Origin of the sequence: Geodermatophilus dictyosporus (genome assembly GCF_900115505.1) — a bacterium.
Taxonomy (GTDB): domain Bacteria; phylum Actinomycetota; class Actinomycetes; order Mycobacteriales; family Geodermatophilaceae; genus Geodermatophilus; species Geodermatophilus dictyosporus.
In genome coordinates this window covers 646,811-671,139 of sequence record NZ_FOWQ01000003.1, presented here as the reverse complement: position 1 = coordinate 671,139, position 24,329 = coordinate 646,811, and the positions used below count along the sequence as shown (strand labels likewise).

The following is a 24,329-nucleotide window of genomic DNA, read 5'->3' as shown; positions in this document are numbered from 1 at the left end:
GCACGGTGTGGTGCCCGACCTCGCGCTGCGGGGCGAGGTCGGGCACCGCACGGCGGGGTCAGGGCCTCCCGAGTCACACCGGTCCCGGGCGGAACCCCCGTCACCCGTGTGGCGGACGGCGGTCAACCAGCGGGACGCGGGTGCCGATGACGACCCCGCACGGACAGCACCACTCTCGCCACGGATCGGCGGCCCCCTCCCCTCACGCGCACTCGCGCGAGGGGTGCCCCGACGTACCCGGAGGCCCTCGTGTCCTGCCGTCCTGCCCACCGGCGGTCCGCCCGATGATCAGCGACGTCACCGCGACGACGCTGCACGCGGCCCTCAGCGGCCTCGCCCAGCGCTCCCGGGTCACCGCGGACAACATCGCCAACGTCCAGACCCCCGGCTTCCTCGCCGGCCGGACGGACTTCGAGTCCTCGCTGCGCACCGAGCTGCGCCAGGGCAGGACGCCGACCGTCTCCGGCGGCTCGATCGCCCGCTCGCTCGAGCCGACCCGCGAGGACGGCAACAACGTCAACCTCGACGCCGAGACGGTCATCGCGACCGAGACCGGCCTGCGCTACCAGTTCGCCCTCACCGCGCTCGACGGCAAGTACAACGGCCTGCGCACGGCCCTCAGGACGGCATGACGTGTTCGACAGCCTCGACATCTCCGGGTCCGCCCTCTCGGTGCACCGCCGCTGGATGGACGCCGTCTCGGACAACATCGCCAACATCAACACGGTCAGCTCGACCGACGGCGAGGCGTTCAGGGAGCGCATGGTCGTCGCCGAGGCCGTGGACTACGGCTCCGGCGAGGGCGGCGTGCGCGTCGCCCGCGCGGAGTTCGGCAGCGGCGAGGGCCGGCTGGTGTACGAGCCCGGTCACCCGCTGGCCGACGGCGAGGGCTACGTCCGCTACCCGGACATCGACCTGGGGAAGCAGATGACCCAGCTGATCATGGCCCAGCGCGGCTACCAGGCGAACATCGCGTCCATGGAGCGGGCGACCGACGCCTACCAGGCCGCCCTGCAGCTCGGGAAGGGCTGACCGTGACCTCCCCCGTCGGCGGCGTCTCGCTGCCCAGCTTCCCCACCGTCGGCGGCGTCGCCGGCCTCGGCGCCGCGGCCGGCGTCGCCGACGTCGCGGGCACCGCCGCGGCGGCTCCGGCGGCCGGGTCCGGCGAGGGCTTCGCCGCGGCCCTGACCGGCGCGCTCGACCAGCTCGGCAGCCTGCAGTCGGCCAAGGACGCACTCGCCGTCCAGGGCACCACCGGCGACCTGCGTGACGTGCACGACTACATGATCGCCGCCCAGGAGGCCTCCGTGGCCACCGAGGTCGTCGTGACGCTGAAGAACAAGGCGGTCGAGGCCTTCACCGAGATCATGAGGATGCCGATCTGATGCCTCCCGCACTGGCCGGTCCGCTGGGGAAGCTCAAGGGCACCCTCGCCACGATCAGCCTGGGCCAGAAGGTCGTCATCGGCCTGCTGGTCGCCGGGCTGGCCCTCGGCGGCTTCGTCTTCTACCGGTGGATCACGACGCCCACGATGGCGCCGCTGTTCTCCAACCTCGCCTCGACCGACGCCTCGGCGATCGTCGACGAGCTCAACGCCTCCGGCGTCGCCTACGAGCTGGCCGACGGCGGCCAGACGATCATGGTGGCCAACGACCAGGTCTACGACCTGCGGCTGCAGATGAGCGGCAAGGGCCTGCCCGCCGGCTCCGACACCGGCTACGCGCTGCTCGACGAGCAGGGCATCACCACCAGCGAGTTCCAGCAGCAGGTGCAGTACCAGCGCGCCATCGAGGGCGAGCTGGCCAACACCCTCGAGGCGCTCGACGGCGTCTCGACGGCGGTGGTGCACGTGGCTCTGCCCGAGGACGAGGTGTTCGCCACCGACGAGGGCGTGCCGACCGCCTCGGTGCTGCTGGACCTGACCCCGGGCACCGAGCTCGCCGGCGAGCAGATCCAGTCGATCACCAACCTGGTCTCCTCCAGCGTCGAGGGCATGGACCCCGAGCAGGTCACGGTCAGCGACTCCACCGGCCAGCTGCTCTCGGCGGCCGGCCAGGGCGTGACGTCGGCGTCCGGCGACGCCCGCTCGCAGATGGAGACCGACTACGAGACCCGGCTGGCCACCAACGCCCAGTCGATCCTCGACACCTTCCTCGGCCCCGGCAACGCCCGGGTCTCGGTGCGCGCCGACCTGGACATGTCGCAGCGCGACAGCACCGCGACGACGCACAGCTACACCGAGGGCACCCCGCCGGAGTCCGAGCAGACGTCGCGGGAGACCTACACCGGCGACGGCGCCGCCGTGGGCGGTGTCCTCGGCCCGGAGAACACCGCGGACGCCGGCGACGGCACGGGGGACGGCACGGCGAACTACGAGACCGAGTCGACGACGGCCAACAACGCCGTCGACGAGACCGTCACCAACACCGTCACCGCCCCCGGCGAGGTCAGGCGGCTGACCGTGGCCGTCGTGCTCAACGACACCGTGGCCGGCAACCTCAACCAGGCGCAGCTGGAGGACCTGGTCGGCAACGCCGTCGGCCTGGACGCCGCGCGCGGGGACGACATCAGCCTCGCCTCGCTGGCCTTCGACACCAGCGCCGCCGACGCCGCGGCCGCGGAGATGACCGCGGCCCGCGAGGCCGAGCAGCAGGCCCAGATGTGGTCGCTGATCAAGACCGGTGGCATCGCCCTCGGCATCGCCCTGCTGGTGCTCGTCGTGTGGCTGCGCTCGCGCCGCCGCGGCGAGGACGAGGAGGACGAGGAGGACTACCCGCTCGAGCTGGACGAGGGCGTCATGGCCGAGCTCGAGCGACTGCGGGTGGCCAGCGCACGGGACGACACCGCCGTCCTGGACAGCCGGGCGCTGGAGCTGGAGGCCGCGGAGCGGCAACGGGTGCGGGGGGAGATCGCGAGCATGGTCAGCGAACGACCGGACGAGGTGGCGCAGATGCTGCGCGGCTGGCTGAGTGACGTGCGATGACACTCGCCTCCGTCGAGCAGCTGGTGGGCGCGGGCGGGACCAACCTGCCCGCACTGCCGCCCAAGCCGAAGCGTCCCGAGCTGCCCGGCCTGCGCAAGGCCGCCGTCTTCCTCGCCCAGATGAGCAAGGAGGAGGCCGGCACCCTGCTGTCGATGCTCCGGCCGCGCGAGGTCGAGGCGATCACCCGCGAGATCATGAAACTCGGGTCGATCGAGCCCGAGGACGTCGACGGCGTGCTCAACGAGTTCCACGAGCTGATGAACGCGCAGCGCTTCGTCGGCCGGGGCGGTGTGGACTTCGCCCGCGAGATCCTGGCCGCGGGTCTGGGCGAGGACAAGGCCGAGGGCATCCTGGCCCGGCTCAACGTCGTCTACACCGAGGTCCCCTTCGCCTCGCTGCGCAACGCCGACGTCCGCCAGCTGGTGACCTTCCTCAAGGACGAGCACCCGCAGGTCATCGCGCTGGTGCTGGCCCACCTGACCGCCGCCCAGTCGGCCGAGGTGCTCTCGGGGTTCGCGCCCGAGCAGCAGGCCGAGGTGGCCCACCGGATCGCCACCATGGACCGGACCACCCCGGAGATGGTCCGCCTGGTCGAGGAGGAGCTCGGCCGGCGGATGGGCTCGCTGCTCGCCCACCAGGACATGTCCACCGTCGGCGGCGTGGAGACCCTCGTCGAGATCATCAACCGCTCGCCGCGGCCGACCGAGCGCTCGATCCTCGAGTGGCTCGACAGCTCCGACCCCGAGCTGGCCGAGCAGGTGCGCGCGCAGATGTTCGTCTTCGAGGACATCGTCACCATCGACGACCGGTCGATGCAGCTGGTGCTGCGCGAGGTGCAGTCCAACGACCTGGCGACCGCGCTCAAGGGCGTGCGCCCCGACGTCCGGGACAAGGTGGTCCGCAACCTCTCCGAGCGCGCCGCCGAGAACCTCGCCGAGGAGATCGAGCTGCTCGGCCCGGTCCGCGCCCGCACGGTCGAGGAGGCCCAGGGCAAGGTCGTCGCGGTCATCCGCACCCTCGAGGAGCAGGGCGTCGTGACCATCTCGCGGGGTGGGGACGATGAGTTCGTCGCCTGAGGCACTCCGGACGACGGCGCGGGAGTCGGTGCTGCTGCGCGGGGCCTCGGCCAGCGCGGCGGCGCCCTACCGCTCGGTGCCGGGGACGACGGTGCCGCCGCGCCCGCGGCCGGTCCCGGTCCCGCCGCCGGTCGAGCCCGCCTCCCCCGTCGTGGCCACCGCGCCCGAGGTGGTCGTCGAGCGGCGGGTGGGCAGCCGGCGTGCCGCCGACGTCCCGGTGCCCAACGGCCGCGGCGTGCTGCGGCTCGGCGACGTCTACGCCGAGGAGCTGACCCGGCTGCGCGAGTTCGCGCGGGCCGAGGGGCACAGCGCCGGCTACGCGGAGGGTCTGGCCGAGGCGAGCCGGGTCGTGGCGCAGGCCGAGGCGGAGGCCGAGGTCCGGCTGGCCGACGTGCAGGCCCGCTGGGAGCGGCGGATGGTCTCGGCCACCGCCGCGCTCGGCGCGGCCGTCGCGGCCCTCGAGGCGGCCACGGTGCCCACGGCCGACGACGTCCGCGACACCCTGCTCGACGGCGCCCTCACGCTGGTCGAGGACCTGCTCGGCCGGGAGCTGTCGGCCTCCACCACCGCGGGCGTCGACGCCGTGCGCCGCGCGCTCACCCTGGTGCCCTCCGACGCGCCCGCGGTGGTCCGGCTGCACCCCGACGACCTCGCCGAGGTGCCGCCCGCGGCGCTGGCCGCGCTGCCGCCGACGGTCACCGTGGTCGGCGACGCCGCCGTGGAGCGCGCCGGCGCGGTCGCCGAGTGCGGCCCGCGCCGGGTCGACGCGCAGCTGTCGACGGCGCTGGCGCGGGTGCGGGCGGTGCTGTCGGGCGGGGGCCCGTCCTGATGTCCACAGCCGCCGCCCTGTCCCGGGCCCGCCTCGCCGCCCGCCCGGAGCTCACCGGCTCCGTCGTCGGCGCCATGGGTCTCACGCTGACCGTCGAGGGCGTCGTCGCCGCCGTCGGCGACCTCGTCGAGGTCGACCCCGGCCCCCGCGGGCTGATGGCCGAGGTGGTCGCCGTCGCCCGCGACCGGCTCACCTGCATGCCGCTGGGCGAGCTCGGCGGCGTGCACGCCGGCGCGCCGGTGCGCAACACCGGCATGCCGCTGCAGGTGCCCGTCGGCGAGGCGCTGCTCGGCCGGGTCCTGGACGGCCTGGGCCGGCCGGTCGACGGGCACGGCCCGCTCGGCGCCGGGGTCGACTGGGTGGACCTGGCCAGCGAGACGCCGCACGCGCTGTCCCGCCGCCGGGTGGAGGAGCCGCTGCCGGTGGGGGTGCGCGCGCTGGACACCCTCGTGCCGGTCGGCAAGGGCCAGCGGCTGGGCATCTTCGCCGGCTCCGGCGTCGGGAAGTCGACGCTGCTGGCGCAGATCACCCGCGGCACCGAGGCCGACGTCCGGGTCATCGGGCTGATCGGCGAGCGCGGCCGCGAGGTCAAGGAGTTCCTGGAGGAGAACCTGGGCGCCGAGGGCATGGCGCGCACGGTCGTCGTCGTCGCCACCTCCGACGAGCCGCCGCTGGTGCGCCTCAAGGCCGCGTTCGTGGCCACCCGCATCGCCGAGGGCTTCCGCGACCAGGGCCGCGACGTGCTGCTGCTCATGGACTCGATCACCCGCACCGCCATGGCGCAGCGCGAGGTGGGTCTGTCGGCCGGCGAGCCCCCGGCCACCCGCGGCTACCCGCCGAGCGTCTTCGCGATGATGCCCAAGCTGCTGGAGAAGGCCGGACCGGGCGCCACCGGGTCGATCACCGGGCTCTACACCGTGCTCGTCGAGGGCGACGACCACAACGAGCCGATCGCCGACACCGCCCGCTCCATCCTCGACGGGCACGTGGTGCTCACCCGCAGGCTGGCCACCGCGGGGCACTTCCCCGCCGTCGACGTCCTGGAGTCGATCTCCCGGGTCGCGGGCGCGGTGACCAGCCCGGCGCGGATGGCCGACTCCCGGGAGATGCGCCGGCTCATGGGCGCGCTGCGCGACGTCAGGGAGCTCGTGGAGATCGGCGCCTACCAGCCCGGCAGCGACCCGCTGGTGGACCGCGCCCGGGTGCTCTCCCCCGCCATCGACGCCTTCCTGCGCCAGGCGCTGGAGGACAGCACCTCACCCGACGACGCCTGGTCGATGCTGCACCGGCTCGTGACGGCGGGCTGACGTGGGCCGGCGGGCCGGCTTCCGCCTCGAGCCGGTGCTGAAGGTCCGCCGCGCCGCCGAGCAGGCCGCCGAGCGGGCCGCGGCCGAGGCGGACGCCGCCGCGCGGGAGGCCGGGCGGCGCGCCGACGAGCAGGCCGCCGCGCTGGCCGCCCGGGTGCCGCCCCCCTCGGCACCCGCGCACGTCTTCCTCGCCGCGATGGTCTCGTCGGCCGCCGCGGCTGCCGATGTGAGAGCTGCACGGGCGACGGCGCAGGCCTCGGCCGAGCAGGCCGGGCTCCTCCGGGCCCGGTGGACCGCCGCGGCCCAGGAGACGCGGGCGCTGGAGAAGCTGCGCGAGCGGCACCTCCTCGCGCTCCGCGCCGCCGAGCTCTCCGCCGAGGAGCGCGCGGTCGACGACCTGGTCACCCGCCGGCACGCCGTCCGGTCGGGCGAGAACGGAGAGGAGGAGCCGTGGACGGGCTGACCGCGGTGCACAGCCGCATCGCCGAGATCCAGAACCGGATCCTCACCTTCGCGTCGGCGACGTCGACGTCGACGTCGACGTCGGCCGCGTGGTCGAGCGCCGCCGCGGCGGCCGGGCTCACCGGGACGTCCGCCGCGACCGCGGCCGCCCCCGCGTCGGCGGCCGGCAGCGGGCCCGAGGCGCGGGTGGTGGCCGAGGCGTCGAAGTACCTCGGCGTGCCCTACGCGTGGGGCGGCACCGACCCCTCGGTCGGCCTGGACTGCTCCGGCCTGGTGCAGCTGGTCTACGGCAACCTCGGCATCGACCTGCCCCGCACCAGCAGCCAGCAGGCCACCGCCGGCACCCCGGTCGCGAGCCTGGCCGAGGCACGCCCCGGCGACCTGGTGTTCTTCGACAACTCCCCGTCGCGCCCCGGCATCGACCACGTCGGCATCTACGTCGGCGACGGGAAGATGATCGCCGCCCCGCAGGAGGGCGAGACGGTCAAGGTGCAGGACGTCGGCACCCCCACGCTCATCCGCCGGGTGCTGCCCGCGTCCGCCGCCGCGGTGGCGGCTCCGTCGTCGTCGGGCGCGGGCCTGGCCGGTGTCCCCTACGCCGACCTGTTCACCTCCGCCGGCGCCCGGCACGGCGTCGACCCGGCGCTGCTGGCCGCGGTGGCGAAGGTCGAGTCCGGCTTCGACTCCTCGGCGGTCTCGCCGGCCGGGGCCACCGGGCTCATGCAGTTCATGCCGGCCACGGCCCGCGGCCTGGGCGTCGACCCGTCCGACCCGGCGTCGTCGGTCGACGGCGCGGCCCGCTACCTGCGCCAGCTCACCGACCGCTTCGGCTCCACCGACCTGGCGCTGGCCGCCTACAACGCCGGCCCGGGCACGGTCGCCCGCTACGGCGGCATCCCGCCCTACGAGGAGACCCGGTCCTACGTCCGCCGGGTCACCGGCGCCGCGGCGGCCTGGTCGTGACCGGCCCCGCGGACCACCGCACCCGCACCGCACCGTCGGGCCCGCCGCCGGCGGGCACCAGCGAGGAGACCCGATGACCGCACCCGCCCTCTCGGCCGCCCTGCCGGCCGCCGTCCCGGCGCCGGCACCGGCCGCCGACGGCGGACCGTCGGCCGGCTTCACCTCCGCACTCGACAGCGCGGTCGCCGACCGCACGTCCGTCGACGCCCGCCCCGGCCGCGCGCGGGGCCGCGAGGAGCGGGCCGACCGGCCCGACCGGGCCGACCGAACCGACCAGGCCGAGGACGCCGGGCCGGACGAGGACGGCACGGCGCCGGCGGGTGAGGAGGAAGCCGCGCCCCCCGTGCCCGGGGCGCTGCCGCCCGGCTGGGCGCTGGCACTGGCGCTGGGCACCACCGTCCCCGCGGGCGCGGCGGCCGGGGGTTCCGGGACCGCGGTCCCCGGCACGCCGGCGTCCGCCGTGGGCGCACCCGGCGCCGACGCGGCCCACGGTGCCGTCGCCGCCGGCCCGGTCGCGGTGCCCGGCGTCGCCATCGGGCTGCAGCCCCGCGCCGGCGCCCCGGCCGATCCCGGCGCCCCGGCCGCGGCGCCGCCCGCCGCGGCCGCACCCGGCGCCCCCGTGCGCGGCGCCCCGGTCCCGGCCCCGGTCCCGCCCGCGGCCCCCGCGCTGCCCGAGGGCCTCGTCGTCGTCCCGGCCGTCCCTGCGCCCGCACCGCCCGCGCCGGCCAGCGAGCAGGACGCCGCGCCCGCCGACGTGCCGTCCCCGCTCGGCGCGCTGCCCGGTGTCGCGGTCCCGGCCGCGCCGGCGGCCGACGGCGGGCAGGCCGGCACCGGCGGCCGACCGCAGGACCGCCCGGGCGAGGCCGCACCCACCGCCACGCCTCCCGCCGCGACGTCCCCCGCCGCCGCTCCCGCACCGGCGCCCGCGCCGGCCGCCGCGACACCCGCGGCCCCGGCTGCGCCCCCGGCTCCGCCGCAGCCGGTCGCCGCCCAGGTCGCCCCCGTGGTGGCCACGCTCGCCTCGGGCCCCGACGGGTCGCACACCCTGACGCTGGTGCTCACCCCCGAGACCCTCGGGGAGGTCGAGGTCCGGGTGACGGTGACCGCGGGCACCGTCGACCTGTCGCTGCGCGGCGCCTCCGAGCACGGCCGCGCGGCGCTGCTCGACGCGCTGCCCGACCTGCGCCGCGACCTGGAGAGCTCGGGCCTGACCTGCTCGAAGCTGCAGGTCGACCGCGACCCGGCCGGCTCGTCGTCCCAGGCCCAGGCCGGCTGGCAGCAGGCCCAGCAGCAGGCACAGGACCGCGGCCACGGCCGCGGCCCGTCCGACGACCGCGGCCGCCCGTGGCTGCGCGGCACCGACCCCGACGGGAGCCGCCCGGCTGCCGCCACACCCCACCCCGCGTCGAGCGGTCTCGACGTCCGGGCCTGAGAGGAGCCGACGATGACCACGCCCGTGACCGGGGTGGGCACCAGCCCGGCCGTGACGCCCACCGCCACGACCTCGCTGCAGCGCACCGACCAGATGGGCAAGGACACGTTCCTGCAGCTGCTGGTCGCCCAGATGCGCTACCAGGACCCCGGCAACCCCACGAGCACGACCGAGTTCATGTCGCAGACGGCGACCTTCACCCAGGTCGAGAAGCTCGAGGAGATCGCCTCGCAGAACGCCTCGCTGCTCGCCCTGCAGCGCTCCCTGTCCGCCGGGGCGCTCGTCGGCCACAGCGTGAGCTGGACCGCCGAGGACGGGACGACGCGGACCGGCACGGTCTCCTCCGTCCGGTTCGCCGGCGACGAGCCGAGCGCGGTGATCGGCGGCGCCGAGGTGCCCCTCGGCCGGTTGACCGAGATCTCCCTCCCGTCCTGAACCCGGGCCCTCCCGCAGGGCCCTCCCGACCCCGCTCTCCCCTCCTGAGAGGACCTCCCCGTGCTCCGCTCGATGTTCTCGGCCATCTCCGGCCTGCGCGCCCACCAGACCAAGCTCGACGTCACCGGCAACAACATCGCCAACGTCAACACGGTGGGCTTCAAGTCGTCCCAGACCGTCTTCGAGGACACCCTGTCCCAGGTCATCCGCAACGGCTCGTCGCCGACCGCGCAGTCCGGCGGCACCAACCCCGCGCAGGTCGGCCTCGGCGTCAAGGTCGCCGGCATCACGACCAACTTCGGCCAGGGCTCCACCCAGAACACCGGCCGCTCGACCGACTTCATGATCAGCGGCGACGGCTTCTTCGTGACCAGCCAGGGCAACGAGACGCTGTTCACCCGCGCCGGGTCCTTCGACTACGACGGGGTCGGCAACCTGGTCACCCCCGACGGCGCCCAGCTGATGGGCTGGATGGCGCAGGACGGCGCGGTCTCCTCCAACGGCCCGATCGGCCCGCTGACCATCCCGTTCGGCCAGGTCATGGCGCCGGAGCCCAGCACCCGCGGCACGCTGACCGGCAACCTGTCCAAGGACGCCACCGCCGGCACCCAGGCGCAGTCCCAGATGACGATGTACGACTCGCTGGGCGGCGCGCACCAGATCACCCTGGCGTTCACCAAGACCGCCACGCCCAACGAGTGGTCGCTGGCGGTCAGCGACGAGAACGGCGCTCCCCTGGCGACGACGCCGTCGACGGCCTCGGTCACCTTCGACCCGGCCACCGGCGTGCCCTCGATCGGCACGTTCTCGTTCGCCCCGTCGGCGGCCATGGCGCCCAGCTGGCGCGACCCCGCCACCGGCCTGGCCGCGTCGCCCGACATCGACATCTCGACGCTGCGCCAGTTCGGCGGCAAGACCGCGCTGACCCCCGACGACGTCGACGGCAACGCCATGGGCACGCTGCAGTCGATCTCGCTGTCCAACGACGGCACGATCGTCGGCGTCTACTCCAACAGCATCCGCGAGCCGATCGGCAAGCTGGCGCTGGCCACCTTCGCCAACCCCAGCGGCCTGTCCAAGGCCGGCAACACCAGCTACCGGGTGGGCGACAACTCCGGCCAGGCCGTCATCGGCGAGGCCGGCAGCGGTGGCCGCGGCTCGCTGACCGCCGGGGCGCTGGAGATGTCCAACGTCGACCTCGCCGAGGAGTTCACCGGCCTGATCGTCGCCCAGCGCGGCTTCCAGGCGAACAGCCGCGTGATCACCAGCTCCGACGAGATCCTGCAGGACCTGGTCAACCTGAAGCGCTGAGGACCCACGTCGCGGCCCGGCACCCGATCTCGGGTGCCGGGCCGCGTCGCGTCGTGGGGCGCGGCTGTGCGGGCCGGTTCCGCGTCCCGCGGGTGCGATCGCGCCCGGGGAGCGCGGAACCGGCCCGCGGACCCCGCCGCCCGCCGGTGCTGCTGTGACGTGCGGGGACGCGGTGCCGGCTCACCCGGGAGGGGGATGCGGCGGCCGGTGTTCGGCTCAAGCAGCCCGCACGCAGGGCCGATGGTCTCTGCGACCGGCGACGCCGCGGTCGCCTCCCCACCCCCGATCGAGCAAGGACCCGCCGTGATCCGAGTGACGCGCCTGAACGGGGAGCACTTCGCGCTCAACCCCGACCTCATCGAGCGGGTCGAGGGCCACCCCGACACCGTCCTGTTCCTGGTCGACGGCCACAAGTACATCGTGTCCGAGGCGGTCGACGACGTCCTCGACGAGATCCGCGAGTACCGCGCGAGCATCCTCGCCACCGCCTACGCGATGGACCGCGGCACCTACCGCACGCCCAGCACGCCCGGCGACGACGCCCCGCGCGCGTCGGTCGTGCCGTTCCCGGCCCGCGAGGAGCGCTGACCCGTGGACCCCTCGACCCTCATCGGGTTCGTCATCTCGCTCGTCGCCCTGCTGGCCTTCATGGTCATGGAGGGCGCCGACCCGTCGTCGCTGATCTTCCTGCCGGCCATCATCCTGGTCATCGTCGCCACCTTCGGCGCGGCGATGTCGGGCCAGACGATGAGCGACCTGTCGAAGATGGGCGGCTGGTTCAAGCTGGCCGTCATGCCGGCGAAGGTGCCGCCGGCGACCGAGCAGATCCAGACGCTGGTGACCCTCGCCGAGAAGGCCCGCAAGGAGGGCCTGCTCGCGCTCGAGGCGCAGGTCAAGGCGATCGAGGACCCGTTCCTCAAGCGCGGCCTGCAGATGGGCATCGACGGCACCGACCCCGAGGAGCTGCGCGCCGTCCTGGAGAGCGAGATCGCCGCCAAGAAGGCCGAGGACAAGGTCGCCGCCAAGTTCATGAACACGATGGGCGGCTACGCGCCGACCATCGGCATCGTCGGCTGCATCGTCGGCCTGATGAACGTCATGGGGAACCTCAGCAACCCCGAGGCGCTCGGGCCGATGATCGCCGCCGCGTTCGTCGCCACGCTGTGGGGCGTCATGGCGGCCAACTTCTGGTTCCTGCCGATGGGCGCGAAGATCCTGCGGGTCAGCGAGCTGCAGGCCGCGCAGATGGAGCTGCTCGTCGAGGGCATCTCCGAGATCCAGGCCGGCACCAGCCCCCGCGCGGTGCGGCTCAAGCTCAACTCGCTGATCCCGCCCAGTGAGGTCGCCAAGGAGGCGGCATGAGCTCCGGCGGCGGCCACGGCGGCCGCCGGGGCAAGAAGCACCCCGAGCACGAGGAGCACGAGAACCACGAGCGGTGGCTGGTGTCCTACGCGGACATGATGACGCTGCTCCTGGTGCTGTTCGTGGTGCTCTTCGCCATGAGCCAGGTGGACAAGGCGAAGTTCGCCGCCCTGGCCAGCGGCCTGTCCGAGGCCTTCGGCGCCCCGGTCAGCGCGGTGCAGGGGTCGGCGAGCAACCCGGACGCCTCGGTGCTCGACGCCCTCGACGCCGCCGTCGACGTGCAGATCCCGCCGGCTCCCGCCGAGCAGGAGTCGGTCGACGCCGCGGCCGCCCAGGCCGCCGCCGAGGAGGCCGGCCGCGTGGCCGCCGAGGCGCAGGCCGAGTACGACGACCTCGCCGCCGCGCGGGACGCGATCGACGCCGCGCTCGCCGCGGCCGGTCACGCCGGCAAGGCGCGCTACGAGATCGACGAGCGCGGCCTGGTCGTGCACATCGTGTCCGACCCGGTGCTCTTCGCCCCCGAGGAGGCCGACCTGCAGCCCCAGGGCCGCGACGTCCTCGACGCCGTCGCCCCGACGCTGGCCGCCCTGCCCAACCAGATCGGGGTCGAGGGCCACGCCAACCACCTGCCGGTCACCCCCGGCGGGCAGTGGCCGTCGAACTGGGAGCTCTCGGCCTACCGGGCCACCACCGTCGTCCGGTACCTCGCCGCCGGCGGCGTGCCGCAGGACCGGCTGTCCGGCACGGGCTACTCCGACACCCGCCCCCTGGTGCCGGAGAGCGACCCCAGCGCCATCACCGTCAACCGCCGCGTCGACATCGTCGTGGTGTCCGACGCCTCCGCCGAGGCCCGCCAGCTGCTGCCCGGCCTCGACGCACCCGCACAGGAAGGCACCCCGTGAGCACCAGGACCAAGGACAAGAAGGCCGCCAAGGACGCCGAGGACGGCGAGGAGGCCAAGGGCGGCGGCAAGAAGAAGCTGCTCGTCGTCGTGGCCGCGCTCCTGGTCGTGGCCGGTGCCGCCGCCTACTTCCTCCTCTTCGCCGGCAGCGAGGAGGCCGAGGCCGTGGTGCCCGAGCACGGCGGGTACACCGCGCTGGAGCCCGTCGCGGTCAACCTCGCCGGCGGCGGCTACCTCAAGATCGGCATCACCCTGGAGTACACCGCGGACGCCGCCGCCGGCGGGCACGGCAGCGGCGGCGTCGACGGCTCCAAGGCCCTCGACATCCTCATCGCCACCTACTCGCAGGCCCAGCCGGCCGACGTCACCGGCGCCCGCGAGGCGCTCAAGGAGTCGCTGGAGCAGCAGATCGTCGAGGCCTACACCGAGGAGGGCGTCCCGATGGTCATGCACGTCTACCTCACCGAGTACGTGACCCAGTAAGGCCGCGTGACGCCGCGGGGCCTCCCACCGGACCACCCGGTGGGCCCTGGCCCCACCCGTCACACCCCAGCGACCTCCCGGCGCACCAGGCGTCACACCCTCCCCGGCTGACCGGCGGCGCACCGCGCCGCCGGTCAGTTCGCGTTCCGGCCCCGCCGATGAGGGACCCGTGACCCGCCCCGAGATGCCGACCGCCCCCAGCGGGCCCGGTCCGCAGTCGCCGGCCGTGGGCGGCCGCAGCCGGCGAGGTGCCCCCCGCACCTACGACTTCCGCCGCCCGACCAAGCTCTCCCGGGAGCACGTGCGGGTGCTGCAGATCGCGCAGGAGGCCTTCGCCCGCCAGGCGACGACGGTCCTGACGACGATGCTGCGCACCGGCGCGCGCCTGGAGCTGCTGGGCATCGAGCAGCACTCCTACGACGACTACGTCGCGACGCTGCCCAAGCCCTTCTTCCTGTCGACGTTCACCATCGAGCCGCTGGCCGGCAAGGGCCTGCTGGCCTACCCGCTCGACCTCGCGATGGCCACCGTCGACCACATGCTCGGCGGCTCCGGCGCCGCGCAGCAACCCGAGCGGCCGCTGACGACGATGGAGACCACCATCACCGGCCAGCTGCTCACCCGGCTGCTGCAGGAGTTCGCCGCCGCCTTCACCCACGTCGCCGACGTGCGGCCGGTCTCCGACGGCATCGAGTACGACCCGGCCCTCGCCCAGGCCGCCGCCGGCTCGGACACGGTGATGGTCGCCCGCTTCACGCTGTCGCTCGGCACGCGGGAGGGCGCCGCCTCGCTGGTGCTGCCGTTCTCCTCCTTCGCGCCCGCGCTGTCCGACGCCGCCTCCCCGCAGCTGTCGGAGTCGGCGCAGCGGGAGCGCCAGCGCGCCGCCGAGGCCCTGAGCGAGCGCCTCGAGCTCGTCCCGGTCGACGTGAGCGTGCGCTTCACGCCCCTGGAGGTCTCCTCCGAGGACCTGCTGTCGCTGACCGTCGGCGACGTGCTGCTGCTGCGCCACCCGCGCGACGCGCCGCTGGAGGTCACCACCAACGACGTCACGTTCGCCCACGCGATCGCCAGCAACCACCGGCGTCGGCTGGCCGCCGCCATCGTCCCCACCCCGTCGGCCGTGAAGGACCCCGCATGACCGCCACCCTCGACCACACCCAGGCCTCGGAGACGATCACCGCCGTCGTGGTCGCCGCCGCCCGCGCGGCGGCCGCCCTCGTGCCGGCCAGCAGCGAGCTGGCGCCCGGGGCCGCCGTGACCGACCCCGACGCCGTGCCGCTCCCGCCGGCCGCGGCCGCCGCGGTCGGCGCCCGGCTCTCCGGGGAGGTCTCCGGCGACGTCGTCCTGGTGCTCTCCGCCGACGTCGTCGAGGCCCTCGACAACTCCCCCGTCGGTCCGATGGACGTCGCCACCGCGCTGCGCCCGGCGCTGGAGGCGGCCGCGGCCACCCTCGGGCGGGTCCGCGTGGACGCCGAGCGCACCGAGGACCCGGTCACCGCCCTCGACGGGCTGCGGGACAAGGGCATGTTCGTCGCGGTCCCGCTGCTGGCGGGGGACGACCACCAGGCCACCCTCGCCCTGCAGGTCACGCTGCCGAACGCCGCGCCGCGCACCTCGCGCGGCAGCCTGGACCTGCTGCGGCACGTGGCCATGGAGGTCACCGTCGAGATCGGCCGCACCCGGATGACCGTCGGCGAGCTGCTCTCGCTGCACCCCGGCGAGGTCGTCGAGCTCGACCGCGCCGCCAGCGCGCCGGCCGACCTGCTGGTCAACGGCACGCTCATCGCCCGCGGCGAGGTCGTCGTCGTCGACGAGGACTTCGGCCTGCGGATCAGCGAGATCGTCACCGACGCCGCCACCGAGCTCGGGGAGGCCGCGCCGTGACCTGGATGATCATCCGGCTGGTGCTCTCGCTGGCCTTCGTCGGCGGCGTGCTGTGGTTCGCCGCCCGCGTCGCGCAGAAGCGCGGCCTCGGCTCCTCCGCCGGGCTGGTCGACGTCGTCGCCCGCCAGCGGCTGGGCCGCAGCAGCACGGTCAACGTGGTGCGCATCGCCGACCGCGTGCTCGTCGTCGGCGCGACCGAGGAGCAGGTCACCCTGCTGGCCGAGCTCGACGGCGAGGCCGTGGAGGCCGTGGAGGCCACCCTCGCGGCGCGCGTCCCCGCCCCGCGCAGCGGCGACGACGGCGAGGACGGCGGGCCGCTGTCCGCACCCCGGACCTCCGGCGGCCGGGTGGGCGGCGCGCTGGCGGGGTCGGTCCTCGACCGCGGCGGCTGGGCGTCCTTCGTCACGCAGCTGCGCGACCGGACGGTCCGCCGCTGATGGGCGCCTCCCCCGCTCCCGGGCGCCTCCGCCGGGCCGGCGTCGTCCTGCTCGCGCTGCTGGGCTGCGGCCTGGCCGGCGTGCTGGCCGCCGGCTCCGCGGCCGCCGCCCCGACGGCGCCGACCGCCCCGGTCCCGCCGGCCGTGCCCGCCGTCGACGGCGGTGTGGACATCTCCGTCGGCAACGGCAGCCCGAGCACCTCGATCACGCTGATCCTCGCGGTCACCGTGCTGTCGGTGGCGCCGTCGGTGCTGCTGCTGTGCACCTCGTTCACCAAGATCGCCGTGGTGCTGTCGCTGACCCGCAACGCGCTGGGCCTGCAGTCCTCCCCGCCCAACTCGGTGCTCACCGGCATCGCGCTGTTCCTGACGCTGTTCGTGATGGGCCCGGTGTTCAGCGACGTCAACGAGGTCGCCGTCACGCCCTACATGGACGGCGCGATCACCGTCACGCAGGCCTACGACGCCGGGGTCGTGCCGCTCAAGGAGTTCCTGCTCGACAACACCCGCGACGACGAGCTCGAGCTCATGGTCGGGCTGTCGGGCGAGGAGCAGCCCGCGGACCGGGCGGCGGTCAGCATGACGACGCTGGTGCCCGCGTTCGTGCTCTCCGAGCTCAAGAGCGCCTTCATCATCGGGCTGGTCGTGTTCATCCCGTTCCTGGTGCTCGACATGCTGGTCAGCGCCGCGCTCATGGCGATGGGCATGATGATGGTGCCGCCGTCGATCGTGTCGCTGCCGTTCAAGCTGCTGCTGTTCGTCGTCGTCGACGGGTGGGCGCTGATCACCACGGCGCTCGTCGGGAGCTACACGTGAGTGACGCCGACGTCACCGAGATCGCCGTGCGGACCATGACGGTGGCCGCCAAGGTCGCCGCCCCGGTCCTGCTGACGGCGCTGCTGGTCGGCTTCCTGATCTCGCTGTTCCAGGCGGCGACGCAGATCCAGGAACCGACGCTGTCGTTCGTGCCGAAGATGATCGCCGTCGCCGTGGCGCTGCTGGTCACGGGCAACTGGGTGCTCGCCGAGCTGGTGAGCTTCACCGAGGCCCTGTTCGACTCGCTGCCGCGGCTGCTCGGGCGGACCTGACCGGCATGGACCTCGAGGTCCCGGCGGTCACCCTCGCGGCGCTGCTGCTGGCCACCGCCCGGGCGGCGGGCTTCGTCCTGCTCGCCCCACCGTTCAACACCCGTGCCGTGCCGGCCCCGGTCAAGGGCGCGCTGGCGCTGGCCCTGGCCGTCGCGCTGGTGCACCGGGTGGCGCCCGGGCTGCCCGAGCCGACCACCGGCTTCCTCGTGGTCACCGCGGTGACAGAGGTGGCCATCGGCGCGGCGCTGGGCTTCGTCGTGCAGCTGTTCTTCACCGCCGTCCAGTTCGCCGGCGAGCTGCTCGACGTCACCGGCGGCTTCACCCTGCAGCCGGCCTACGACCCGCTGGCGATGACGATGAACTCCGTCGTCGGCAAGCTGCACTCGCTGCTGGCCACCACGCTGCTGTTCACCAGCAACGGCCACCTGCTCATCGTGCGCGGCTTCGCCACCTCCTACGAGGGGCTGCCGGTGTCGGGCGGCTACCCGGCCGGGGCGGTCGCCGAGGTGGTGCTCACCGCGTTCACGGCGATGTTCCTCGCCGCGCTGCAGATCGCCGGGCCCATGGTCGCGGTGCTGCTGCTGGCCGACGTCGCCCTGGCGCTGCTCTCCCGCGCCGCGCCCGCGCTCAACATCTTCGCCATCGGCTTCCCGGTGAAGATCATGCTGACGCTGACCCTGCTGGGGCTCACCTTCCCGCTGCTGCCGCCGGCGCTCGACGCGCTGCTCGAGCAGGCCACCCGCGCGGTGGTCGCCCTCCGGAGCGGCTGAGCCCTGGCCGCGCAGACGACGACGTCCCACGGGAGGAGGTGAGCCGTGGCCAAGGACGGACCGGGCGGTGAGAAGACCGAGAAGCCCACTCCGAAGCGCCTCAAGGAGGCGCGCAAGGAGGGGCAGATCCCGCGGACCCAGGAGCTGGGCACCTGGGCCGGGGTGGCGGTGGCCAGCGCGCTGCTGCCGATGCTCGTGGGCAACGCCTTCGACGCCGTCGGCCGGCTGTTCGTGCAGGTGGGCACGGTGGCCCAGCACCCCGAGACCGAGGCGGTCACCCGGCTGCTGGGCGTGGCGCTCGACGCGTTCCTGTCCACCCTGCTGCCGACGGCGATCGGCCTGATGCTGGTCGGCGCGCTGGCCTCGGCGGCGCAGGGCGGGGTCACCGCGTCGGCCAAGCCGATGAAGCCGACGCTGAAGAAGCTCAACCCGTTCCCCGGGATGAAGCGGATGTTCGGCACCCACGGTCTGTGGGAGGCGGTCAAGGCGGTCCTCAAGACCGCGGCGCTGGGCACCGTCGTCGCCGTCACCAGCAGCCGCGCGCAGACGCTGGTGTCGGCCTCCGGCGCGCTGCCGCTGTCGACGGTGGTGTCGACCTTCGCCGACTCCGCGGTGCTCATGTTCCGCGTCGTGGCCGTCACCGGCCTGGTCATCGCGGTCGCCGACTACGTCATCGTGCGGATGCAGATCATGAAGAAGCTCAAGATGAGCAAGTACGAGATCCAGCAGGAGCACAAGCAGTCCGAGGGCGACCCGCACGTCAAGGCCCAGCGGCGGGCCACGCAGATGGCCATGTCGCGCAACCGGATGATGGCCGACGTCGCCACCGCCGACGTCCTGCTGGTCAACCCCACGCACGTCGCGGTCGCGCTGCGCTACGAGCCCGAGCGCGGCGCCCCGCGGGTGGTGGCCAAGGGCGCCGACGAGCTGGCCGCCAAGCTGCGCGAGAGGGCCGCCGAGGCGCGCGTGCCGCTGGTGCAGGACGTGCCGCTGGCCCGGGCGCTGCACGCCTCCTGCGAGATCGGCCAGGAGGTGCCGCCGCAGCTGTTCACCGCGGTGGCGCGGGTGCTGGCGTTCGTCATGCAGCTGGGCCGCCGCGGCGTGCGCGGCGGCTTCCACCGGCCGGGCTTCGAGGCCCCCGACGTCACCGGCCTGCCGCGGGCCGGCCGCAGGAGGGCGCCGGTCGCGTCCTGACCTCCTCCGCACAGCAGGCGATCCGCGCGTCCGGGGGACGGGTGGACCGCCTGCCGTGCGTGCACTCCTGGGGCGCGTGTGGCGGGTGGGCCGCGCTGCGACCGGAGCGGTGCCGCACTCGACTGGACCTGCCGATGCAGGACCCGTGCGAGGGATGACGAAGGCCGCCGTGCCGATCGGCGTGGTCGCCATCGTCCTGATGCTGGTCGTGCCGCTGCCCGCCGCGGTGCTCGACCTGCTGCTGGGACTCAACATCACCGCGTCGCTGCTGATCCTGCTGGTGGCGATGCAGATCAAGCGGCCGCTGGACTTCGCCGTCTTCCCGTCGCTGATCCTCATCTCGACGCTGTTCCGGCTGGCGCTCAACGTCTCCTCGACACGGCTGGTGCTCAGCGACGGCTACGCCGGCAAGGTCATCGAGGCGTTCGGGCACTTCGTGATCGGCGGCTCGCTGGTCGTCGGTCTGGTGATCTTCGTGATCCTCACGATCATCCAGTTCGTCGTCATCACCAACGGTGCCGGGCGCGTGGCCGAGGTCGGCGCCCGCTTCACCCTCGACGCCATGCCCGGCAAGCAGATGGCGATCGACGCCGACCTCAACGCCGGGCTGATCAACGAGAAGCAGGCGCGCAAGCGGCGCACGGAGGTCACCGCCGAGGCCGACTTCTACGGCTCCATGGACGGTGCCTCGAAGTTCGTCAAGGGCGACGCCATCGCCGCCATCATCATCACGCTGATCAACCTGATCGGCGGCTTCGCCGTCGGCATCGTGCAGCGCGGCATGGCGCCCGGCGAGGCCGTCTCGGCCTACTCGCTGCTGACCGTCGGCGACGGCCTGGTCTCCCAGATCCCCGCGCTGCTGCTGTCGACCGCGACCGGCATCATCGTCACCCGCTCGGCCAGCGAGGGTGACATGGGCAGCGACCTGCTCGCCCAGCTCGGCCGCTTCCGGCAGCCGGTGCGCATCGCCGGCGGCGCCGCGCTCGCCCTGTGCCTGATCCCCGGCCTGCCCAAGCTGCCGTTCCTCCTGATCGGCGCAGCCTTCCTCGTCATGGCCTCGCGGATGCAGGAGACCCTCCCGGACGACGACGACGCCGACACCACCCCCGCGGCCGCCGACGAGCCGGCGCCGGACTCCCCCGAGGCGATCGCCGAGAAGATGCGGGTCGACCCGCTCGAGCTCGAGGTGGCCTTCGACCTGGTCGACCTCGTCGACAGCTCCCGCGGCGGCGACCTGCTCGACCGGGTCAAGGCGCTGCGCCGGAAGGTCGCCATGGAGACCGGCCTGGTGATCCCGCTGGTCCGCACGCGCGACAACCTCGACCTGCCGGCCTCGCAGTACGTCATCTGGCTCAACGGCGTCCCCGCCGCCAAGGGCTCCTCGCCCGCCGGGACCGTGCTGGCCATCGGCGACTCGCTCGACGGCCTGCCCGGCCGCCCGACCCGCGAGCCGGTGTTCGGCCTGCCCGCCAAGTGGGTGCCGGTCGAGCTGCAGCGGCAGGCGGAGATGGCCGGCGCCACCGTCGTCGACCGCTCCTCGGTCATCACCACCCACCTGGCCGAGGTCGTGCGGCAGAACGCCGCCGAGCTGCTCGGCCGCGAGGACGTCCGGCTGCTGGTGGAGATGGTCCGCCGCTCGCACCCGGTGGTGGTCGAGGAGCTCACCCCCGCGCTGCTCACCCTGGGCGAGGTGCAGCGGGTGCTGCACGCGCTGCTGGCGGAGAACGTCTCCATCCGCGACCTGGTGCGCATCTTCGAGGCGCTGTCGGTCCGCGCGAAGGTGTCCACCGACGTCGACGGGCTGGTCGAGGCCGTGCGCGCGTCGCTCGGCTCGGCGATCAGCCACCCCTACGTCACCCCCGACGAGCGGCTGCACGTGCTCACCCTCGAGCCCGCGTTCGAGCAGCGGCTCCTCGAGGCGGTCCGCACCAGCGACGGCGGCCAGGTGCTGGCCCTCGACGCCGGCTCGGTCGACGCGCTGGTCACCGGCTGCTCCGGGTTGCTGGAGGAGGCCGAGAGCCACGGCTTCTCGCCGGTCCTCGTGTGTTCCCCCCAGGTCCGGGCGGCCCTGTCCCGCCTGGTCCGTCAGGTCCTTCCCCGCCTGCCGGTGATCTCCTACTCGGAGGTCTCCCGCACGGCCCAGATCGAGTCACTGGGAGTGGTGAGCGGTGCCGTTGCCATCCGTTGAGGCGCCCACGCCCGAGGCCGCCGTCGCCGCCGCGCGCGAGCGCTACGGGCACTCGGTGCGGATCACCGGCGTGCGCCGGATCCGCTCGGGCGGGGTCCTGGGCTTCTTCGCCACCGAGCGGTTCGTCGCCGAGGTCGAGGAGGTCGAGCCGGCCCGGCGCACCCCCGCGCCGAAGTCGGAGTCCGCCCGCCGCATCGAGGCCGCGCTGAGCCGCGACGCCGGGGTGCTGGCCGACTCCGACATCCGGCCGCTGTCCGGCGCCCGCCGTCCCGCCACCACGCGGCCGGCCGCCCGGCCGGCGCGCCAGGTCGCCGAGCTGCCCGACCCGGTCGACGAGCTCGCCGGCCTGCTCGGCGGCGGTGACCGGCCCGAGGTCGACCTGTACTCGCGCGCCGCGTTCCCCGCCGCCGGACGGCGGACGGCGACCGCCGCCCGTCCCGCCGCCCACACGGGTGCCGCCGCGCACTCCGGTGCGGCCTCTCGCTCGGGGCGCGGGACCGCCGACCGGGGCGACGGCGTCGCGGACGCCCTCGCGCCGGCCGGCCGGCCGGCGGGCGCGGGTCGCCCGGCCACGTCCGCCGCCCGCCGCCCGAACCGCCCCGCGGCGCGGCCGCCGGCGACCCCGCCGGCCGAGGCCGCCGGCCCGTCGCTGTTCACCGCCGCCCTGGCGCAGGTCGTCGCCGGCGACCGGGAGGTCCGCGAGGCCGTGGACGACGCCGTCGCCACCGCGCTGCGGACGGCGCCCGAGCCGGTGCAGGAGGAGCCCGCCGCCCGCTCGGTCGTGCGGCCGCCCGCCGCCGCGCCCGCCGCGCCCGCCGTGCCGTTCGCCGCCGCGCTGGCCGCGGTGACCGCCGCCGCTCCGGCCCCGGCCCCGGCTGCGGCCCCCGCGCCCGAGCCGGTGCCCGCGCCCGTGCCGGTCACCGAGGTCCCCGCGCCGGCCGTCGCCCCCGTCGTCGAGCCCGCCCCCGTGGTCGAGGTCCCCGCGCCGGCCCCCGCGCCGGTCACCGAGCCGGCGACGGCCGCGACGCCCGAGGTCGACATGTGGGCGGACATGTGGGCCGACCCGGCCCCCGCCGTCCGCCCCGCCGTGCTCGCCCGGCCCGCGCCGGTCGCGCCCGCCGCGGCCGAGGAGCCGGTGGGCGACGAGCAGGCCGAGGTCGCCGGCGAGGAGTCGCTCCTGGCCGAGCTGCTCGGCGACGCCGAGGAGGACGACGCGCCGGCCGAGGTGACCGCCCCCGCGGCTCCCGCGCACCGGACCACCGAGCTGGCCGTCGTCGACGACGAGCCGGTCACCGACGTGCTCCCCGCCGTCGTCGTGGCGCCGATCGAGGTGCCGGCACCGCAGCCGGTGGTCCCGGCGTGGGCGCCCGGCGAACTGGACTCCGGCCCGGCCACCGGCCGCGAGGAGGCGATCGCCGAGGTGCTGCGCGCCGCGCTCGCCCACGACACCCCCGACGACGCGCTGACCGACATCCTGCGCGGGGTGCTCGCCAGCGCCTCGACCGAGGGCGGCGTGCACCGCGGCCGGCCGCCGGTCCCCGCCCGCGCGCGGGTCGTGGCCGAGGAGCCGGCGTGGGTCGAGGCCTCCGCGGAGTCCGACGAGTGGGAGGTCGCCGAGCAGGTCGGGTCCGAGCGGCTGGCCCTCGCGGCGACCGCCAGCGACCCGGCGCCGGTGGCGCTGGACTCCACCGCCGTCCTGCCCCCGCTCTCGCTGCTGCCCCCGCCGACCCCCGGCAAGGCGCTGGCCGTGCCGCCGCTGCTGTCCCGCCCGCCGGTCCCGCCCGCGCGACGGCGCCCCCCGGTGCCCGGGGCGGCCGTCGCCCGGGTCGCCGCGCCGCGGCCGCCGTCCGGGCTCGCGACGGTCACCCGCCTGCCGGTCGAGACGCGCACCGGCGGCCGGGTCGTCGTCCCGTCGGTGCGCGAGCGCGGCCCCTCCGGCCGGGACCTCGCCGACACGCGGATGGTCGAGGCGGCCGGCACCGTCGCGCGGCTGCGCGCCCTCGGTGTGCCCGAGGAGCTGCTCGACGCGGGCTTCACCGCCGAGGTCGCCGCCCACGGCACCTACGCCGCGCTCACCCGGGCGCTGGGCGCCGCGCTGCCCGCGGCGCCGTCGGCCCCGGCCGGCCCCGGCGAGGTCCTGCTCGTCGTCGGCCCCGGCGTCGAGACGCTGGCCGCCGCCCGCGCGCTGTCGGTGTCGATGCGCCTGGACGCCGACCGGCTGCAGTGGGCCACCCGCGGCGACCTGGCCGCGCTGGCGGCCGAGGGCAGCCGGATCACCTCGGTCGACACCGCGCTCACCCGCAAGCAGGAGTCCGCCGCCGCGGCGACGCCGACCGTCGTGGCGGTCGACGCGCCGATGCGCGCCGGCGGCCGCACCTGGCTCGAGCAGGTCATGGCGGTGTTCTCGCCAGTGGCCGTGTGGGCCGTGGTCGAGGCGACCCGCAAGCCGGAGGACGTCGGCCCGTGGCTCGACGCGCTCCCCCGCGTGGACGCCCTCGTCGTCCAGGACACCGACCTGACCGCCGACCCCGCCGCCGTCCTCGGCCGGACGACGGTGCCGGTGGCGCTCCTCGACGGCGTGCGGGCGACCGCGCACCGCTGGGCCTCGCTGCTGTGCGAGCGGCTGGAGACCGCTGAGGCATGAGCCCGCTGCGCTGGGACGTCCTCGTGGCGGGGCTCGTGCTGGCCCTGCCGGTGCTCGCGCTGGGACTGCGCGGCGACTTCACCGCCGACGAGGTCACCGCGCGGCTGCCGTGGTGCCTGCTCGCGGGGTGGGGCGCGGTGGCGCTGCTGCGGTTCGCCGCGACGCCGCCGCGCACCCCGCCGGTGCACCGCGGCGCCGCCGTCCCGTCCCCGGCCGACGCGGACCCCACCCCCTGACGCCCTCCCGTTACCGGTGTTCCTCGACCACTGCCGGTGCTGCAGCACCCGCGACGCGAGGACCACCGGCAACCCGGCCGTCCACCGGCAGCAACACCGTCCACGGGTGGACGTCGGGGCCGCGCACCGGCTCCCGTGCCCGCCACCGTCTCCGTGTGGACGCGACCTCCCTCCCCCCGCTGGCCCTCCGCCGGGACCTGGTCACGAGCGACTGGGACGACGACGAGATCGCCCGTGCCCGCCGGTCGGGTGACCTGACGCGGGTCCGCCGCGGCACCTACGTCGACGGCCAGCCGCCTGCCGAGCACACCGACCGCCACCGTCTCCTCGTGCGGGCGACCCCCG

General features: G+C 75.2%; 26 protein-coding genes. All 26 read left to right on the top strand.

Annotated elements, in window-relative coordinates; genetic code table 11:
* The first annotated feature begins 284 nt into the window (after positions 1 to 284).
* The 26 genes from BMZ33_RS10495 to BMZ33_RS10370 all read left to right on the top strand — a co-directional run bounded on the left by BMZ33_RS10495 (position 285) and on the right by BMZ33_RS10370 (position 23,984).
* Positions 285 to 632, top strand: a complete 348-nt coding sequence (locus tag BMZ33_RS10495) for a flagellar basal body rod protein FlgB (RefSeq protein WP_091109590.1) — start codon at positions 285 to 287, stop codon at positions 630 to 632.
* A gap of 1 nt (position 633) precedes the next feature.
* Complete coding sequence (gene flgC / locus BMZ33_RS10490; protein WP_136697268.1) at positions 634 to 1,032, top strand: flagellar basal body rod protein FlgC; 399 nt, start codon at positions 634 to 636, stop codon at positions 1,030 to 1,032.
* Positions 1,033 to 1,034: 2 nt separating this feature from the next.
* Positions 1,035 to 1,385 carry a flagellar hook-basal body complex protein FliE gene (gene fliE / locus BMZ33_RS10485; protein WP_091109588.1) on the top strand — a complete coding sequence of 117 codons (351 nt, stop codon included), beginning with the start codon at positions 1,035 to 1,037 and terminating at the stop codon, positions 1,383 to 1,385.
* Positions 1,385 to 2,983 carry a flagellar basal-body MS-ring/collar protein FliF gene (gene fliF, locus BMZ33_RS10480; RefSeq protein WP_091109585.1) on the top strand — a complete coding sequence of 533 codons (1,599 nt, stop codon included), beginning with the start codon at positions 1,385 to 1,387 and terminating at the stop codon, positions 2,981 to 2,983. The genes fliE and fliF overlap by 1 nt, the downstream gene beginning before the upstream one ends.
* Positions 2,980 to 4,059 (top strand): flagellar motor switch protein FliG, encoded by a 1,080-nt coding sequence (gene fliG / locus BMZ33_RS10475; protein WP_091109583.1) that lies wholly within the window; start codon positions 2,980 to 2,982, stop codon positions 4,057 to 4,059. The genes fliF and fliG overlap by 4 nt, the downstream gene beginning before the upstream one ends.
* Complete coding sequence (locus BMZ33_RS10470) at positions 4,043 to 4,888, top strand: FliH/SctL family protein (protein WP_091109580.1); 846 nt, start codon at positions 4,043 to 4,045, stop codon at positions 4,886 to 4,888. Before fliG ends, BMZ33_RS10470 begins: the two co-directional genes overlap by 17 nt.
* A complete protein-coding gene (locus BMZ33_RS10465) occupies positions 4,888 to 6,195 on the top strand; it encodes a FliI/YscN family ATPase (protein WP_091109577.1) in 1,308 nt (435 codons plus the stop codon). Before BMZ33_RS10470 ends, BMZ33_RS10465 begins: the two co-directional genes overlap by 1 nt.
* A gap of 1 nt (position 6,196) precedes the next feature.
* Positions 6,197 to 6,658, top strand: a complete 462-nt coding sequence (locus BMZ33_RS10460) for a flagellar export protein FliJ (RefSeq protein WP_091109575.1) — start codon at positions 6,197 to 6,199, stop codon at positions 6,656 to 6,658.
* The gene (locus tag BMZ33_RS10455; RefSeq protein ID WP_091109572.1) at positions 6,646 to 7,620 is read left to right on the top strand and encodes an NlpC/P60 family protein; all 975 of its coding nucleotides are present in this window, start codon (positions 6,646 to 6,648) and stop codon (positions 7,618 to 7,620) included. Before BMZ33_RS10460 ends, BMZ33_RS10455 begins: the two co-directional genes overlap by 13 nt.
* Positions 7,621 to 7,693: 73 nt before the next feature.
* Entirely contained in the window at positions 7,694 to 9,052 is a 1,359-nt protein-coding gene (locus BMZ33_RS10450; protein WP_091109569.1) for a flagellar hook-length control protein FliK, read from the top strand.
* A gap of 12 nt (positions 9,053 to 9,064) precedes the next feature.
* On the top strand, positions 9,065 to 9,487 hold the full coding sequence (locus BMZ33_RS10445; protein WP_091109566.1) for a flagellar hook assembly protein FlgD: 423 nt from the start codon (positions 9,065 to 9,067) through the stop codon (positions 9,485 to 9,487).
* Between the two features lie 60 nt (positions 9,488 to 9,547).
* The gene (locus BMZ33_RS10440) at positions 9,548 to 10,798 is read left to right on the top strand and encodes a flagellar hook protein FlgE (protein ID WP_091109563.1); all 1,251 of its coding nucleotides are present in this window, start codon (positions 9,548 to 9,550) and stop codon (positions 10,796 to 10,798) included.
* Between the two features lie 303 nt (positions 10,799 to 11,101).
* Complete coding sequence (locus BMZ33_RS10435; RefSeq protein WP_091109561.1) at positions 11,102 to 11,386, top strand: flagellar FlbD family protein; 285 nt, start codon at positions 11,102 to 11,104, stop codon at positions 11,384 to 11,386.
* Between the two features lie 3 nt (positions 11,387 to 11,389).
* Positions 11,390 to 12,160: a motility protein A gene (locus tag BMZ33_RS10430; RefSeq protein WP_091109558.1), complete on the top strand. Its 771-nt coding sequence runs from the start codon at positions 11,390 to 11,392 to the stop codon at positions 12,158 to 12,160.
* Positions 12,157 to 13,062 carry an OmpA/MotB family protein gene (locus tag BMZ33_RS10425; protein WP_091109556.1) on the top strand — a complete coding sequence of 302 codons (906 nt, stop codon included), beginning with the start codon at positions 12,157 to 12,159 and terminating at the stop codon, positions 13,060 to 13,062. Before BMZ33_RS10430 ends, BMZ33_RS10425 begins: the two co-directional genes overlap by 4 nt.
* Positions 13,059 to 13,544, top strand: a complete 486-nt coding sequence (locus BMZ33_RS10420; RefSeq protein ID WP_091109553.1) for a flagellar basal body-associated FliL family protein — start codon at positions 13,059 to 13,061, stop codon at positions 13,542 to 13,544. The genes BMZ33_RS10425 and BMZ33_RS10420 overlap by 4 nt, the downstream gene beginning before the upstream one ends.
* Before the next feature lie 169 nt (positions 13,545 to 13,713).
* Entirely contained in the window at positions 13,714 to 14,682 is a 969-nt protein-coding gene (locus BMZ33_RS10415) for a flagellar motor switch protein FliM (RefSeq protein WP_169064140.1), read from the top strand.
* On the top strand, positions 14,679 to 15,428 hold the full coding sequence (fliN, locus tag BMZ33_RS10410; RefSeq protein ID WP_091109551.1) for a flagellar motor switch protein FliN: 750 nt from the start codon (positions 14,679 to 14,681) through the stop codon (positions 15,426 to 15,428). The genes BMZ33_RS10415 and fliN overlap by 4 nt, the downstream gene beginning before the upstream one ends.
* Positions 15,429 to 15,433: 5 nt before the next feature.
* On the top strand, positions 15,434 to 15,865 hold the full coding sequence (locus BMZ33_RS10405; RefSeq protein WP_244524270.1) for a FliO/MopB family protein: 432 nt from the start codon (positions 15,434 to 15,436) through the stop codon (positions 15,863 to 15,865).
* The gene (fliP, locus tag BMZ33_RS10400; protein ID WP_091109546.1) at positions 15,865 to 16,680 is read left to right on the top strand and encodes a flagellar type III secretion system pore protein FliP; all 816 of its coding nucleotides are present in this window, start codon (positions 15,865 to 15,867) and stop codon (positions 16,678 to 16,680) included. The genes BMZ33_RS10405 and fliP overlap by 1 nt, the downstream gene beginning before the upstream one ends.
* The gene (fliQ, locus tag BMZ33_RS10395; protein WP_091109544.1) at positions 16,677 to 16,952 is read left to right on the top strand and encodes a flagellar biosynthesis protein FliQ; all 276 of its coding nucleotides are present in this window, start codon (positions 16,677 to 16,679) and stop codon (positions 16,950 to 16,952) included. Before fliP ends, fliQ begins: the two co-directional genes overlap by 4 nt.
* A gap of 5 nt (positions 16,953 to 16,957) precedes the next feature.
* Positions 16,958 to 17,722, top strand: a complete 765-nt coding sequence (gene fliR / locus BMZ33_RS10390) for a flagellar biosynthetic protein FliR (protein WP_091109541.1) — start codon at positions 16,958 to 16,960, stop codon at positions 17,720 to 17,722.
* A gap of 45 nt (positions 17,723 to 17,767) precedes the next feature.
* Complete coding sequence (locus BMZ33_RS10385; RefSeq protein WP_091109540.1) at positions 17,768 to 18,916, top strand: EscU/YscU/HrcU family type III secretion system export apparatus switch protein; 1,149 nt, start codon at positions 17,768 to 17,770, stop codon at positions 18,914 to 18,916.
* Positions 18,917 to 19,070: 154 nt separating this feature from the next.
* Positions 19,071 to 21,104: a flagellar biosynthesis protein FlhA gene (gene flhA / locus BMZ33_RS10380; RefSeq protein WP_091109537.1), complete on the top strand. Its 2,034-nt coding sequence runs from the start codon at positions 19,071 to 19,073 to the stop codon at positions 21,102 to 21,104.
* Positions 21,085 to 23,748 (top strand): hypothetical protein, encoded by a 2,664-nt coding sequence (locus tag BMZ33_RS10375; protein ID WP_091109535.1) that lies wholly within the window; start codon positions 21,085 to 21,087, stop codon positions 23,746 to 23,748. Before flhA ends, BMZ33_RS10375 begins: the two co-directional genes overlap by 20 nt.
* On the top strand, positions 23,745 to 23,984 hold the full coding sequence (locus tag BMZ33_RS10370) for a hypothetical protein (protein WP_091109532.1): 240 nt from the start codon (positions 23,745 to 23,747) through the stop codon (positions 23,982 to 23,984). Before BMZ33_RS10375 ends, BMZ33_RS10370 begins: the two co-directional genes overlap by 4 nt.
* The last annotated feature ends 345 nt before the right edge of the window (positions 23,985 to 24,329 follow it).

Coding starts and splice junctions, on each gene's coding strand:
- BMZ33_RS10495 (WP_091109590.1), top strand. CDS start 285: ATGATCAGCGACGTCACCGCGACGACGCTGCACGCGGCCCTCAGCGGC.
- fliF (WP_091109585.1), top strand. CDS start 1,385: ATGCCTCCCGCACTGGCCGGTCCGCTGGGGAAGCTCAAGGGCACCCTC.
- fliG (WP_091109583.1), top strand. CDS start 2,980: ATGACACTCGCCTCCGTCGAGCAGCTGGTGGGCGCGGGCGGGACCAAC.
- BMZ33_RS10470 (WP_091109580.1), top strand. CDS start 4,043: ATGAGTTCGTCGCCTGAGGCACTCCGGACGACGGCGCGGGAGTCGGTG.
- BMZ33_RS10465 (WP_091109577.1), top strand. CDS start 4,888: ATGTCCACAGCCGCCGCCCTGTCCCGGGCCCGCCTCGCCGCCCGCCCG.
- BMZ33_RS10450 (WP_091109569.1), top strand. CDS start 7,694: ATGACCGCACCCGCCCTCTCGGCCGCCCTGCCGGCCGCCGTCCCGGCG.
- BMZ33_RS10445 (WP_091109566.1), top strand. CDS start 9,065: ATGACCACGCCCGTGACCGGGGTGGGCACCAGCCCGGCCGTGACGCCC.
- BMZ33_RS10425 (WP_091109556.1), top strand. CDS start 12,157: ATGAGCTCCGGCGGCGGCCACGGCGGCCGCCGGGGCAAGAAGCACCCC.
- fliN (WP_091109551.1), top strand. CDS start 14,679: ATGACCGCCACCCTCGACCACACCCAGGCCTCGGAGACGATCACCGCC.
- BMZ33_RS10405 (WP_244524270.1), top strand. CDS start 15,434: ATGATCATCCGGCTGGTGCTCTCGCTGGCCTTCGTCGGCGGCGTGCTG.
- fliP (WP_091109546.1), top strand. CDS start 15,865: ATGGGCGCCTCCCCCGCTCCCGGGCGCCTCCGCCGGGCCGGCGTCGTC.
- fliR (WP_091109541.1), top strand. CDS start 16,958: ATGGACCTCGAGGTCCCGGCGGTCACCCTCGCGGCGCTGCTGCTGGCC.
- flhA (WP_091109537.1), top strand. CDS start 19,071: ATGACGAAGGCCGCCGTGCCGATCGGCGTGGTCGCCATCGTCCTGATG.
- BMZ33_RS10370 (WP_091109532.1), top strand. CDS start 23,745: ATGAGCCCGCTGCGCTGGGACGTCCTCGTGGCGGGGCTCGTGCTGGCC.